Here is a 13,702-nt window from a genome sequence, read left to right as displayed (position 1 = left end):
GATTTTATATATGGAACATAAGAACATCGCCTTTATTGGGGCGGGAAATATGGTTCGCTCAATTGTAGCGGGCTTAGTGGCGAGTGGTTACCCAGCGCAAAAGATTACTGCAACAGCGCCTTCAGACACCAGAAGGCTGCCGTTAGAGCAAGAATACGGCATCAATACCACCAGCGATAATCTTGCCGCAGCAGAGCAAGCAGACGTTGTAGTACTATCAGTAAAACCACAAATGATGGCTGATGTATGTAAACCTTTACAAGATATCGACTTCAGCAACAAACTGGTTATCTCTATTGCTGCGGGTATTAATGCGAATCGACTCAATGAGATGTTAGACTGCCAGCTAAACCTTGTGCGTGTAATGCCAAACACGCCGTCATTACTGGGTAAAGGGATGAGCGGTCTTTACGCTGACTCAACGGTTAGTCAGGGTGATAAAGAATTCGCTTCTCAGCTAATGCAAGCCGTAGGTGAGGTAAGCTGGGTTGAACAAGAGTCTGGCATTAACAACATCATTGCAGCCGCTGGCAGTGCCCCTGCTTACTTTTTCCTATTTATGGAAGCGATGCAAGCAGAAGCAATTAACCAAGGCTTTGACCAAGAAACCGCTCGTAAGTTAGTGCAGCAGTCTGCATTAGGCGCGGCAGAGATGGTGGTAGCGAGCCCTGACACAGAATTATCGACACTGCGTGAGCAAGTGACTTCAAAAGGCGGCACGACCGCAGAAGCACTGCGCACGTTTAACGAACATCAACTATCAGACATCGTAGCGAAAGCTATGCAAGCGGCGGTCGCTCGAGCTGAAGAGATGGAAAAACAGTTTTAATACCAATCACTGTACAAAAGCATTGTGTCGCTCAAGTTATAGGTTATATCTAAGCGGCAAGTAAATCCGAAAAAGGAAACAATATGAATTCGATGAGCTTTCTGATCTCGACCGTTTTTGATCTTTACATCATGGTTGTGATCTTGCGTATCTGGCTACAAGCATCACGTGCAGATTTCTACAACCCATTCTCACAATTTATCGTAAAAGCGACACAACCCGTTGTTGCCCCATTACGCCGAGTTATCCCATCAATAGGTAGTCTAGATCTTGCGACTGTTGTTTTCGCTTATGTACTGTGTGTACTAAAGTTCGTCGCTCTAAACTTGATTATCTCTGGCGGTGCGGCTGTATTTGATATTAGCTTCCTGATCTTTGGCGCACTATCTCTGCTTAAAGCGGCTGGCGGCTTAGTTTTCTGGGTTCTGCTAATCCGTGCAATCCTGAGTTGGGTTAGCCAAGGCCGTAGTCCAATTGAATACGTGTTCCATCAACTGACTGAACCAATGCTTGCTCCAATTCGTCGTATTCTTCCAGCAATGGGCGGTTTTGATTTAAGCGTACTGGTACTGTTTATTGTTCTGCAATTCGCGAACTTCTTAATGGGTGACCTAATTGGTCCTATTTGGTATCAGCTATAATTCAAGTACGAACATCAGGTACTTTGACGATGCCACAAGCAGTTTGGGCCGAAGAAGACGATATTCTTCTTAGGCTCTATATCCAACCCAAAGCAAGCCGAGACAAGATTGTCGGCTTGCACGGAGAGGAACTGAAAATTGCCATTACTGCACCACCGGTTGATGGCAAAGCTAACGCCCACTTAGCAAAATACCTTGCGAAGCAATTTAAGGTCGCCAAGGGGCAAATCAAGATAGAGAAGGGAGAGCTCGGTAGGCACAAGCAAGTTCGAATATGCTCGCCAAACCAAGTCCCTACTGAAATCAAAGCCATCCTATGATGGCTTTTTGCTATTTATTGGAGTCATTATGCGTTTATGGATAACAGCACTACTTACTGCCCTTGTCGCTTTACCGAGCTGGGCTGGACAGTTTAAAAATATCAAGGATGTAGAGGTTCACTACTCAGCCTTCAACTCCACTTTCTTAACCGCACAAGTCGCTAAGCAATATCAACTAAAGCGCAACGGTTACTCAGCTATTCTTAATATCAGTGTGTTGGATAACTCTTCTTTGGGCAAACCAGCAACAGCGGCTAAGATTTCAGGAACAGCGAAAAATCTAGTCGGCAATACTCGCACGCTTAAGTTCCGTGAAATAAAAGAAGGCGACGCGATTTATTACCTTGCAGAATTTCCAGTGACCCATGAAGAGAATATCACTTTCACCATCGATATTAATGCTGGTTTGAAAGGGGCTGGACCACTGCGTTTCACACAAAAATTCTATATAGAAGAGTAGCTTCAACGCTCACTTTTCTAGTCATTAACTTATTAGAGCCACATTCCCATGAGTAAGATTGTTTTAGCAACAGGCAACCAAGGCAAAGTTCGCGAGATGGCAGACATTCTGTCTGAGTTTGGTTTCGACGTTGTCGCGCAAAGTGAATTCAACGTTTCAGAAGTCGCTGAAACGGGAACAACTTTCATTGAAAATGCCATCATCAAAGCTCGCCACGCTGCGAAAGAAACGGGGCTACCAGCGATTGCGGACGATTCTGGCTTAGAAGTTGATTATCTTAATGGTGCACCGGGCATCTACTCAGCGCGTTACTCTGGTGAAGGGGCGACCGATAAGCAGAATATCGAAAAACTACTCGATGCAATGCAAGGTGTCGAAACAGAAAAACGCACTGCTCGTTTTCACTGTGTATTGGTGCTAATGCGTCACGAAAACGACCCGACACCATTGGTGTGTCACGGTAAATGGGAAGGTCGCATTCTTACTGAAGAACACGGTGAAAATGGCTTTGGCTACGATCCGGTATTCTTTGTTCCTGAAGATAATTGTGCATCTGCAGAGCTTGAATCGTCACGTAAGAAGCAACTGTCACACCGTGGTAAAGCTCTTGCGTCATTATTCCAGACTCTCAAGGAGCAAGCTCTGTAATGCACAATGCAGCGCTTATACCACCCGCACTTAGCCTTTATGTACACATCCCATGGTGTGTACAAAAATGCCCGTATTGTGATTTCAACTCTCACGCTCTGAAAACCGATATACCTGAAAAAGAGTACATCGATGCGCTGCTTGAAGACCTCGATACAGATATCGAAAAGTACCAACTCAATGGCACGCCTCGCCCATTGCATTCGATCTTTATTGGTGGCGGCACGCCGAGTCTATTTTCTCCAGAAGGAATAGGTCGATTACTGCAAGGTATTGAACAACGCATCCCGTTCAAACCTGAAATAGAAATCACCATGGAAGCCAATCCGGGCACCATCGAGGCAGAACGTTTCGCAGGTTACCAAAAGGCAGGCATTACTCGAATTTCGGTAGGCGTACAAAGTTTTGAGCAAGAAAAGCTGGAAAGGCTTGGACGTATTCATGGTCAAGATGAAGCAGTGAATGCGGCTCATTTGGCGCATAAGATTGGATTGAACAGCTTCAACCTAGATTTAATGCACGGCTTGCCCGATCAAAGCATTGATCAGGCCTTGGCTGATTTGGACAAAGCGATCAAACTTAATCCTCCACATTTGTCTTGGTATCAGCTGACAATAGAACCTAACACCATGTTCTATTACAAAACGCCAAAGCTACCTGACGATGATGACCTTTGGGATATCTTCGACTTAGGCCATAAGAAGCTCTCAGACGCAGGGTATGTGCAGTACGAAATTTCAGGCTACAGCAAGCCGGGATATCAGTGTCAGCATAATCTCAACTACTGGCGCTTTGGTGACTACCTAGGTATCGGTTGTGGCTCTCATGGCAAGCTGAGTTTTGCTAATGGACGTATTGTTCGCACTACCAAGGTTAAACACCCTAGAGGCTACCTAGCAGCGTATCAGAATCTGGTGAAGCCCTATCTGTCGGATGAACTTGAAGTACCCAATGAGGACCGCCCTTTCGAGTTCTTCATGAACCGCTTCAGGCTAATGGAAGCGTGTCCAAAACAAGACTTCATTGATACGACTGGTTTAGAGTTTGATTCGATCAAACCAACGATAGAGTGGGCCAAAGAACTCAATTATCTCAATGAAACCGACAGCCACTGGCAGATAACTGAAAAAGGAAAGCTATTCCTAAACGATCTGCTTGAAGCCTTTATGGCCGAAGAAGACGAATAGCCGAACGCTAGAATGCAAAAAGCCTCTCATCACGAGAGGCTTTTTTGTCGAACTTAGAACTTAGAACTTAGAACTTAGAAAATAGAACGACCAATACGCTCTGAAAGCAGCTCTAATGCCATAGTACCCGCAAGAGAGTTACCAGAAGGGTCTAATTCTGGAGACCAAACTGCAATCGTCATTTCACCAGGAACAATCGCAATAATCCCGCCACCGACACCAGACTTTCCGGGCATGCCAACACGGTAAGCAAACTCACCTGCCCCATCGTACAAACCACATGTCGCAAGCAAAGCATTCAACTGCTTGGTTTGAACTGGCGTGATAATCTCTTTCTTGGTCTGAACTGATACCCCTTTATTCGCCAAGTAGCTAAAGGTTTTCGCCAAGTCGATACATGTCATTTTAAGCGCACAAGCGTGAAAGTAATTGTTGAGCACTGGGATCACATCGTTCTCAAAATTACCAAATGAACGCATCAAATACGCGATGGCAGCATTACGATCGCTGTGCATCATTTCAGAAGCCGCCACAACCTTGTCATACACAATATGAGTATCACCTGATAGCTGACGTACAAATTCTAATAAACGGTGTCTTGGTGCTGACAGGCGGCTTTGCAGTAAGTCTGCAACCACAATAGCGCCGGCATTGATAAAAGGGTTACGAGGAATACCATGTTCCATCTCAAGCTGAATCATCGAATTAAAGGCTTGGCCAGAAGGCTCTTTACCTACGCGCTGCCAAATCTCTTCAGGCTTATACAACACCATCGCCAATGTCAGACTTAAGGCTTTAGAAATTGACTGCACAGAAAAGGCTTCATCAGCATCACCAGCTTGAATCACTTCACCTTCATTGGTGTATACCGCAATCGCCAGTTTCTGGTTCGATACGCGAGCTAATGCAGGAATATAATCAGCGACCTTTCCCTGACCAATTAAAGGGCGAACTTCATCTAAAATCTCGGCCAAAATAGCTTGAGTTGGTTTCATGTGTGCTTACTTCTTTATTGTTATTTTTGTAGGGGGTGTGGCATTACTTTCTGTTCTTAAACCTTTATCGCAATAAAAGCCTAAGGACAAAAAAGCCAACATTACAATAATGTTGGCTTTAATCAATCTCATAAAGTGTAGGGTTTAATCCTAAGTCGGATTCACCTTCACTTAATTTGATTCAGAATTACTTAGTACGTTTGTACTTAATATCCCAAACGCCATGACCTAAACGGTGGCCACGCGCTTCAAACTTAGTTAGCGGACGCTCATCCGGACGAGGAATGTAATCACCATCTTCAGCGATATTCTCGAAGCCAGGAGCAACCTTCATCACTTCAATCATGTGTTCTGCGTAGTTTTCCCAGTCAGTAGCCATGTGGAAAATACCAGTATCAAGTTGAAGCTTGCCGCGAACCATCTCGGCGAATTCAGCCTTAACGATACGACGCTTATGGTGACGAGCTTTGTGCCATGGGTCAGGGAAGAACAGTTGCAGCGTATGCAGGCTGCTGTCTGGAATCATGTGTTCAAATACTTCTACTGCATCGTGACACATTACGCGTAAGTTAGTTACACCCGCATCACGAGCGGTACCTAAACACGCACCAACACCTGGACTATGAACTTCAATACCTAAGAAATTTTTCTCAGGTGCATTCTTTGCCATTTCAACCAGTGATGCACCCATACCGAAGCCAATCTCTAGTACAACTGGGTTATCGTTGCCAAATACTTCCTTCCAATTAAGAAGTTCTGGGTTGTAGTCGATACCCATTGTTGGCCAACATTCGTTCATCGCGTTTTCTTGGCCTTTTGTTAAGCGGCCTTCGCGGCGAACAAAACTACGGATCTTACGAACCAGTTTGCCGTCTTCAGTATATTCGTTAGTGGTCACTTCACTCATTGATTTTTGCCTGCACATTGATTAATCAAAGCGGGGATTATCCAAAGAATTGCCTTCGGTGCAAGTCTTTCCGTGGATAAATTCCCACACAATTTGTCTGTTTTACATCCAACCGTAAGTGTGGTGCAATTTCACTCCTAATAATAGCAAAGCATAGAGCATGTCGTGACTCCTTTCGCAACCGCCATATTAAAGTGGTATGACGCCTTTGGGCGCAAAGAATTACCTTGGCAACAAAACAAAACCGCCTACACCGTTTGGCTATTGCAACGAATCACGATGAGCTAGTGGGCCACTATCAATAATTCATTGTATTTAAAATAAAAACAGCACTAAAACATAATTGGTGGTTCATTTCCATCAATTGAAGCAACCAAGTCAGCAATTCAAATAAGAAAAATTTATGACGCAATTTCCTTTGACGCCCGAAAAATTCCAAGATCAGCTCATCACATGGCAACAGACACACGGTCGCCATGATTTACCTTGGCAAGAAAACCCAACGCCTTATCGCGTACTTGTCTCTGAAGTAATGCTTCAACAAACACAAGTCACCACTGTCATTCCGTATTTTGAGCGTTGGATGGTTAGCTTTCCAACAATCGAAGTTTTAGCTGCAGCCACGGAAGATGAAGTCATGAGCCATTGGCAAGGATTAGGCTACTACTCTCGAGCTCGGAATTTGAGAAAAGCCGCGCAATACATCGTGGATGAGTGTAATGGTCTATTCCCAGACCATGTTGAGACACTACTCAAAATTCCTGGCGTTGGCCGCTATACCGCGGGAGCCATCGCTTCATTCGCTTACAATACCTATGGTCCCATCGTCGATGGCAACGTCAAACGCTTGTTTTGCCGTTTTTTTGGGGTAGATGGGGTGCCAGGCACATCAAAAGTCGATAAGCAATTGTGGGGGCTTGCAGAGACGTTTACGCCCACACGAAACAATAGATCTTTTGCACAAGGACTACTGGATATGGGGGCAACTGTTTGTAAGCCGAGAAGCCCCAACTGCTTAGAATGTGATTTTCAGGAGTATTGCCTCGCATTCAAAAGTGATCGAGTGGACGAGTTACCAACTCCCAAACCCAAAAAAAACGTACCGACTCGCTCTGGGCAGTTTCTCTGGATCGAATCAAAGGGGAAAATATTATTAGAAAAACGAGCAAAAGACGGTATTTGGGGCGCATTGTGGTGTCTACCTCAAATTCATATCGAACCAGAACATCTTGGTGAACATGTTCATTTAAAAGGTAGCTTTAAACATACATTTACACACTACAAGCTTGAAGCAAAAGTTTGGTCCATTGAGCGTATGAGCGGCTTAAATCAAGAACAAGCTTGGGTATTACCAACTGAGTTGCAAGATCTAGGGCTACCGACCCCAATAAAAAAATTCATCTTAAAGAACATTAACTTAACCTAACAATAAGTAATATTTCAAATACGATAATTTATCTTGGTATTCGTAGAGTCAGCAATGCTGCTGACTCATTAATGAACAGAAATATGACAACGACCTTGCTAAATTAGCAATCAATAAATTACTTCAAGTATAGAGAACTTCGCCAAGTAAAAAGTGCAAGACCTGACTCTATCGTTTTTGCCATTTCAATTACTTGAGGGTGTATAGTGCTTAAGCTCATAGATAGCATTACGTCCGTATTTTTTTATCATTCTATCTAAAAAGTCTGGCTCTATGAACACTGTATGGGCTAAGTTTCCCTTAAGTTTTAATATGTCGTCATCAGACAGTTTTTGCTGTGTAAAGCGATGTATAGAGGCCGACAGCGTACGCTTTGTCTCTCTCCCTACACTTAATTTTCCTTCATTTGATAATGTTATTCCTGTTACATGTCTATTATGTGCCTTAGAAGATAGTACCGTTTTTCTAAGGTTAATCTTGATTTGACCGTCATAGAGATAATTTAGTGTTTTCCTAACTTTTGCAGGAAACTTCAAAAGTACATCTTTCTCATTAGTCGAAAAGGTAAGGTCATCTGCATATCTGGTGTAATTGATTCCCAACGACTTACAATAACGGCTAATGGCTTCATCAAATCTATAGAGAATAAAGTTTGATACCAATGGCGAACTCGGAGCCCCTATGCTTAGAACTAAATGTGTTGCTCTTTTTCGCTTCCAGAAGAGAAACCCTTCAAGCAAATCTATATCTAGTTCTGACAATTCAACACCATGCAGGCGGCATTCTTTAAAAAATAATGAAGGCTTTATGCTAGGAAAAAAATTCTTCAAGTCCATCTTGAGTAAGTATTTATACTTAGCATGTGGGCGAGCATTGTCTTTTATGCTTAACCCTTTCATATATGCTTTAGCCGTATTGTGAATTGGCAGTTGTCCGGCTAGTTGGTCAACAATAATTCTCTGAATGAATTTTAGTTCTTTTGAGGGATGAGCAATTATTCTACGCTCTTCGGAGTTCCGCTTAGCGATTGAATAGACTTTGTAACGATAAGGGGAGCTAGCTGCAAAAGAAACAATTTCTTCTTCATCCATGAAAAGGAAACTTTCCAGTAATTCTGATAAATTCACTTTTCACCACCTTTGAGTTTCTTCTGTATCTCAGTAGCTGCAGCTATCCTTTTCCTAGATGCACCGTCATCATTATCTCTTACATATGACATCTTTAAGTTCATCACTAATTTTTTTTCATCGAATGTAGCCGAGTGTTTATTAGTTCCAAATTTGATTCTTGGACTCGTCCTGTCAAAAGGGTAATAAAATTTATACCCACCACCGTATTCATACGTATCTAAGTATTCAAGTCGATTCAACAAATACAGTAATCGAGTAACTTTACTTCTCTCTTCATCAAGCCCTAATGATGCCAATGCTAGTTCAATTTCAGTTAATAATATTGGATAGGAGAGACGGATAATTTCCAGTAGTAGCAAAGCGATATGTCCAGAATTTTTTTTGTTAAATGCAGGGTGTTTCGGGATCGTATTTCGCTTTTCTAGCAAAGTGCCACACAAGTCTTGCATGTGGATTTTAGGATAATCAGAGACTTGAGCATCAGGCCACGGGTATATTGCTACTGAAGATGGTTCTTTACTGCGGATGTGATCTAATGGGCCAAGGTAAATGAATGAGTCTTCTCTTTCAGTTTCCTCTCTAGGTGCAACTATTAGTAATTTTTTATAGAAGTTAGGTTTAGTGCAGAACATCCCCAACTCAACTAGTGACCCAGGGCTTTCCAGAAAAATGACAACTACCGAAGCCAATTGAGCTATGTCATCTTCGAATATAAGTAAATCACTGTAAGCATGTTCTCTAAAGTAATCTTTAAAGGTTTCAGCTAAAACAACTTCATTTTCGAGCTCGGGATAATCTGAGGCTAACTTCTCTATCAGTCGTTGACGAAAGCTTAAAGGGACGATTTTTTTTACATTTATAGGCCCACCGCAAACAAAAATTCGATGGTCAGGGTAGTTGACCTTAAACTTATTGACGTCAAAAGCTTCAAACACGTCAATAATAGCATTTTCAAATTTTTTGCTCACTGCTGTTGGTTCCCTCAGAAAAATATAGACGGACATAACATGTCCGTCTATAGGATGATTCACTCTTTACTCAGAGGCTAGCGTTAGAACTTTCTCTGACGCTCCTGAGGTACGAAGGATCGTTAGAAAAGTTCTAACGCAACCCTAAATACACTCAATAAGTTAGTGTCTAGCGAAACGCCCGACAAGGTTGAATTTAGATTCTACCCAAAACGCTAAAGAGTAAACTGAGTATAGCAAAACCACTATATCTAACAATATATTAAGTCACAAAGTGCAAACTTATAAGAGGTATGAAAGAAGCTAATCGGCTTTTGCCGTAAGCCCCGAAGAGAACAGTAAAGGGTCAGGTCTTGTCTTTACCTCCCATTAGCTCAAATACTGAAAAAGTAACTTGTTGAGGCTTTCAATTTCATCGATGCCAACACTGTGTAGGCACTTCTTAGTTACAAAGTGCCAATCATCTCGCATCTGAATAAAACCAAGTTAATGTTTAAAAACCACTTTGATTACGATAAGTATTACAAATATAAACTAACGCTTCACTCTCCCGAATTGAGAAGCAAAGCGAGCAAATTTCGATCAAAATTATTTTTAGTTCTGCTGCCACTCCTTGACAACTTTATTCCAATCAGCATCTCGCTCTACCACTCCTCCATCAGTATCTTCTCTTGTCCAAACATCCCAAAAGTCAGGATCATCTGAATGTGGTTGTTGCTCTTTCGTTAAACTCTTCATTTTAACCAGAACAGGAAGTTCAGAGGCCCATCCCATGAGAATTGCATGCTGAGATGGTAAAGAAGGTAACTCACGGAGTAGTCCGCGCAAATTATCTGGTACCATTTTATGTACCTGCTCTTGATCTCTGTCGTTACTAATTCGATGCAATAGAAATGTATTACATTGAGATAAAACCGTAGGTGATAACTCCGAAGGCCGTTGCGAAGAAATCACCATGCCAAGACCAAACTTTCTTCCTTCACGTGCGATTTTCTCAAATACTTGGCAACAAACAGCAGCAACATCCTGGTTTTCAGAGTCATCACGATAGCGCTTAATAAATGTATGCGCTTCTTCAGCTACAAGCACAGTTGGTAAGGATTTGTTATTTAGCCGCCTATAACGTTGCAATGACTCAAAGATAATCCTTGAAATAACAGCAGTCACAAGGTGGGTGATTTCATTTGGTACTAAAGAAAGATCAATAATTGAAACACAGCTGTCACTCTCACCTGATCCATCCTTACCTATATAGCTTTCTAACCACTTAGCTAAATCGACCCTCTGCTCCGCATCATTAGTGATGGGCTTCATTCGTGTATCAGATAGCATTGTACGTATGCGTGCCACCAAATATTCGACATATTGTTCACTACCATTTTCTTGCGCTAATGCCTCTAAATAGGCAACTAGGTTATTTCCTTCAAATGGTAATGGAATATCTTCACTCTTAGGCAACAAGTCATGCTCATTACCACCGAACTGCTGAAATGCTGAAGTAACTTTATCTACAATGTTGTCAATTTCAGGCACCGTAGCCTGTAAAGTAGCGTATTGCACACTTCTATCTTCTCGGTACTGACACATTGCAGTTATGACTTGTGTTAATTTGTGATCACCTAATTGATCCCTATAAGCTAAAAAGCTTTCTATCCATTTGGCCATAGTCTCATTAAAACCTTTCGCGGGTCCATATCCACCAAATGGTCTACCTGAACTCTTATCATGTTTTAAAGTAACTAAGACATTACCGAGAAAGCGTTTTATCTCAATATTTAAATCTGTTTCAAGTTCAAAGTCTTCATTTCGCATTGCTCTCAAAGAGCGCTTTAGCAATGGTAGCTGTGCTTTCGGGCTTGCTTGCGTGAAAGACGCCCATTCAGCACTATTCCAAAACCACGAAGGTACTTGTAGTTGGTTTTCGCCTTCTTCAGCTTCTACTTTAAAAACACGACCTTTGAATTTAGTCTCTGGACCTAATGCTCGGGTATATTCACCATTAGGGTCTAAAATAATAAATCTAGCATTAGGCTTTTTTTCTAATTTCATTGCCGCTTCTAACGACCACTGAATAAGACCTGCAACTGAACAAGATTTACCACTCCCAGTGTTCCCTAGCACAGCAATATGGCGACCAAATAGGCGGTCAGGGTCTATTGCAACATTTGCATTATTTGCAAGTGGGCTTTGCCCTATGGTAACTCTTCGATTGTTACCAGACTCAACAATTGATTTAAGTTGAAAATCCGTCGGCAGTAAAATAGCGGAACCAATTGAAGGAAATGATTCTGAACCTCGTCGAAATTTGAAAGAATCAACACCTCTTGTTGACACTCGTTTGAGAGTACCTACTGGATTTAAACTTATTTTTTTCTGTGGGAAAGGTAGATTAACTAGCCCAAAATCATGGATATCCGTTTGTTTAGGATAAGGGGAACGCTCAACAGCAAGCCACTCAATTTGTCCAACCAAGTAACCATTATCACAAGAGACTAAAACATAACTGTTTACCCTTGGAAAATTTCTCGGGGTTCCAGCATTTAGGGCAACAGAATCAGGTGAATCAATATCAAGGACTGCTCTAATTTCATTTGGTGACACAAAATCTACAGTACCAACTCTTAATTGCTCTCCTTGCTCAATGGGTAACGAACTCATTCTTCACCACCAACTGTGCTTTGGATAGCTGCTGGATATAAGCCTCTTGATTTTAAAAGCTCAGCCATACGAATTGATGTACGATCTATTGCTGCTTTTGGAAGGTAGTAATCGACTAGTGTTTTGAGGTCTCCGAAATGGTCACCAAGTAATAAAGATATTTGAGCCTGACGCCCACTATCCGCTATAAAGCTCATGATTCTTCCAAGTGGATCACCATAAGCAATAATCACGATATGCGTTGAGGGTATAGTTAGCATATCTATGAGAACTCGATTTATATGCTCGTCACCAAAACTATACCCGTAGGTTACAAGTGTGCTATTCGGGCGGCATGTCGCTGACGCTAAATCTCTAAATAATTCGACATAGGGATATTCTGATGTTTCACGATCTTTAACAGAATTTGGATAAATCATTAATTGTTGATAATTGGTTGAACCAGCCCCTTCAACTTCTAAAAATGGCTCTACAGTAGCGGCACCAAAAGGGAGACCAAAACGCCTGATAGCTCCCTCATTTGCATACCAATCTAATGAACCATGTAATTTTGTGAAACGAGCCACCCCTTCCAAATATCTAGGCTCGCCACGAATACCAGGAGGATTATAATGATAATCAACCTCTAATCGGGATGACCGGAAGATTGGCGCAATACTGCCAACAAACCGATCGACTAATCTAAGACCGGCTAATTCAGCCCCTGTTTCTAAAATACGATCATAATTGGTTGTAAATATATGCAATCTATCGCGCGTCGCAGTTCGACTTGAAAAGCTCATCAAAAAATTAACTAAATAATTAAATGTTTCAGTTTTTAGCTTCGGCTCTGCATCACGGATTGATTTTTCGCCACTACTCACTGAGTCTGAAAACGATTTCAAACACCGTGATAGTTCATTATTTAGTTCAACCAATTCATTTTTAAAATTACGATATGGTAAGGAACCTGGAGGCGATGGTGGTACAGGTAAATTCTGTGCCGTTAAAATTTCTAATCCCTTAATCAACTCATTAATTGAACGAATCTGATCTTCAATGTTTCCATCCTTTCTTCCTGAAGCTTTCGCAGACGTAGCTACATAACAGTCAATTTCACCTTTACATACTTTTAGATCGGTAATCCATCCCATACCTTGTGGAAGTTGCCCTGTTGCAAACTGTTGAACAGCTGAACTAAGACCTGCACCAACAAGTAAATTGAGGTGCTCTGATTGGAAGAGTGCGGTTAACCAAGGTTCTATTCTCGAACGCAGAAAATCTGGAGTAATTTCATCCTCTGTTTTTGCCCAAGTGCAGTCGTTAACAACTTTAAAGGTACCATTATCACCATTTGAGTCCAATTGGACCGGAGATCGGTCATCGCCTAATTTTAAGTATTGAGTCAAGTTATATACATCCTTATTAAATGGCGACGCCTGAAGTAGGTACTAGCCTTGCTAAGTGGACAAAGAGGTTGGTTAAAATCACAAAATGATAACTAATTACGGGGGCAATTTTTGTTTATTTAATACTACTTACCTTGCATATCAA

At 41.8% G+C, this 13,702-nt stretch carries 13 protein-coding genes; 7 read left to right on the top strand and 6 right to left on the bottom strand.

Annotated features, from left to right (window positions below; translation table 11 throughout):
• Positions 1 to 10 precede the first annotated feature (10 nt).
• The 6 genes from proC to hemW all read left to right on the top strand — a co-directional run bounded on the left by proC (position 11) and on the right by hemW (position 4,085).
• Entirely contained in the window at positions 11 to 829 is an 819-nt protein-coding gene (gene proC / locus AACW75_RS02470; protein ID WP_135457238.1) for a pyrroline-5-carboxylate reductase, read from the top strand.
• Between the two features lie 83 nt (positions 830 to 912).
• A complete protein-coding gene (locus AACW75_RS02465; protein ID WP_017075426.1) occupies positions 913 to 1,470 on the top strand; it encodes a YggT family protein in 558 nt (185 codons plus the stop codon).
• Positions 1,471 to 1,499: 29 nt separating this feature from the next.
• Positions 1,500 to 1,790, top strand: coding sequence for a DUF167 family protein YggU (gene yggU / locus AACW75_RS02460; protein WP_017075427.1), 291 nt, complete (start codon positions 1,500 to 1,502; stop codon positions 1,788 to 1,790).
• 28 nt (positions 1,791 to 1,818) lie between these two features.
• Positions 1,819 to 2,250 (top strand): DUF4426 domain-containing protein, encoded by a 432-nt coding sequence (locus AACW75_RS02455; protein ID WP_017075428.1) that lies wholly within the window; start codon positions 1,819 to 1,821, stop codon positions 2,248 to 2,250.
• Positions 2,251 to 2,298: 48 nt separating this feature from the next.
• Entirely contained in the window at positions 2,299 to 2,898 is a 600-nt protein-coding gene (locus AACW75_RS02450) for an XTP/dITP diphosphatase (protein ID WP_145570434.1), read from the top strand.
• Complete coding sequence (gene hemW / locus AACW75_RS02445) at positions 2,898 to 4,085, top strand: radical SAM family heme chaperone HemW (RefSeq protein ID WP_145570432.1); 1,188 nt, start codon at positions 2,898 to 2,900, stop codon at positions 4,083 to 4,085. The genes AACW75_RS02450 and hemW overlap by 1 nt, the downstream gene beginning before the upstream one ends.
• A gap of 74 nt (positions 4,086 to 4,159) precedes the next feature.
• Here the strand turns inward: hemW and glsB are convergent, their stop codons facing one another.
• Both glsB and trmB read right to left on the bottom strand, forming a co-directional pair.
• Positions 4,160 to 5,080 (bottom strand): glutaminase B, encoded by a 921-nt coding sequence (gene glsB, locus AACW75_RS02440; protein ID WP_145570430.1) that lies wholly within the window; start codon positions 5,078 to 5,080, stop codon positions 4,160 to 4,162.
• A gap of 187 nt (positions 5,081 to 5,267) precedes the next feature.
• Entirely contained in the window at positions 5,268 to 5,987 is a 720-nt protein-coding gene (gene trmB, locus AACW75_RS02435) for a tRNA (guanosine(46)-N7)-methyltransferase TrmB (RefSeq protein ID WP_048659426.1), read from the bottom strand.
• A gap of 403 nt (positions 5,988 to 6,390) precedes the next feature.
• Between trmB and mutY the strand changes: the two genes are divergently transcribed.
• The gene (gene mutY, locus AACW75_RS02430; protein WP_135457246.1) at positions 6,391 to 7,413 is read left to right on the top strand and encodes an A/G-specific adenine glycosylase; all 1,023 of its coding nucleotides are present in this window, start codon (positions 6,391 to 6,393) and stop codon (positions 7,411 to 7,413) included.
• Positions 7,414 to 7,598: 185 nt separating this feature from the next.
• Here mutY and AACW75_RS02425 read toward each other — a convergent pair whose 3' ends face one another.
• The 4 genes from AACW75_RS02425 to AACW75_RS02410 all read right to left on the bottom strand — a co-directional run bounded on the left by AACW75_RS02425 (position 7,599) and on the right by AACW75_RS02410 (position 13,557).
• Entirely contained in the window at positions 7,599 to 8,540 is a 942-nt protein-coding gene (locus AACW75_RS02425; protein WP_237297592.1) for a retron St85 family RNA-directed DNA polymerase, read from the bottom strand.
• Positions 8,537 to 9,547, bottom strand: a complete 1,011-nt coding sequence (locus tag AACW75_RS02420) for a retron St85 family effector protein (protein WP_237297591.1) — start codon at positions 9,545 to 9,547, stop codon at positions 8,537 to 8,539. Before AACW75_RS02420 ends, AACW75_RS02425 begins: the two co-directional genes overlap by 4 nt.
• 558 nt (positions 9,548 to 10,105) lie before the next feature.
• Positions 10,106 to 12,169 (bottom strand): ATP-binding protein, encoded by a 2,064-nt coding sequence (locus tag AACW75_RS02415; RefSeq protein WP_135457250.1) that lies wholly within the window; start codon positions 12,167 to 12,169, stop codon positions 10,106 to 10,108.
• Positions 12,166 to 13,557, bottom strand: a complete 1,392-nt coding sequence (locus AACW75_RS02410; protein ID WP_135457252.1) for an SIR2 family protein — start codon at positions 13,555 to 13,557, stop codon at positions 12,166 to 12,168. Before AACW75_RS02410 ends, AACW75_RS02415 begins: the two co-directional genes overlap by 4 nt.
• Positions 13,558 to 13,702 lie beyond the last annotated feature (145 nt).

The sequence above is a fragment of the Vibrio sp. L3-7 genome (genome assembly GCF_963898195.1).
Classification (GTDB): domain Bacteria; phylum Pseudomonadota; class Gammaproteobacteria; order Enterobacterales; family Vibrionaceae; genus Vibrio; species Vibrio echinoideorum.
The sequence above is the reverse complement of the archived record's forward strand: the minus strand, read 5'-3'. Positions and strand labels throughout refer to the sequence as shown.

Coding starts and splice junctions, on each gene's coding strand:
- proC (WP_135457238.1), top strand. CDS start 11: ATGGAACATAAGAACATCGCCTTTATTGGGGCGGGAAATATGGTTCGC.
- AACW75_RS02465 (WP_017075426.1), top strand. CDS start 913: ATGAATTCGATGAGCTTTCTGATCTCGACCGTTTTTGATCTTTACATC.
- yggU (WP_017075427.1), top strand. CDS start 1,500: ATGCCACAAGCAGTTTGGGCCGAAGAAGACGATATTCTTCTTAGGCTC.
- AACW75_RS02455 (WP_017075428.1), top strand. CDS start 1,819: ATGCGTTTATGGATAACAGCACTACTTACTGCCCTTGTCGCTTTACCG.
- AACW75_RS02450 (WP_145570434.1), top strand. CDS start 2,299: ATGAGTAAGATTGTTTTAGCAACAGGCAACCAAGGCAAAGTTCGCGAG.
- hemW (WP_145570432.1), top strand. CDS start 2,898: ATGCACAATGCAGCGCTTATACCACCCGCACTTAGCCTTTATGTACAC.
- glsB (WP_145570430.1), bottom strand. CDS start 5,080: ATGAAACCAACTCAAGCTATTTTGGCCGAGATTTTAGATGAAGTTCGC.
- trmB (WP_048659426.1), bottom strand. CDS start 5,987: ATGAGTGAAGTGACCACTAACGAATATACTGAAGACGGCAAACTGGTT.
- mutY (WP_135457246.1), top strand. CDS start 6,391: ATGACGCAATTTCCTTTGACGCCCGAAAAATTCCAAGATCAGCTCATC.
- AACW75_RS02420 (WP_237297591.1), bottom strand. CDS start 9,547: ATGTCCGTCTATATTTTTCTGAGGGAACCAACAGCAGTGAGCAAAAAA.
- AACW75_RS02415 (WP_135457250.1), bottom strand. CDS start 12,169: ATGAGTTCGTTACCCATTGAGCAAGGAGAGCAATTAAGAGTTGGTACT.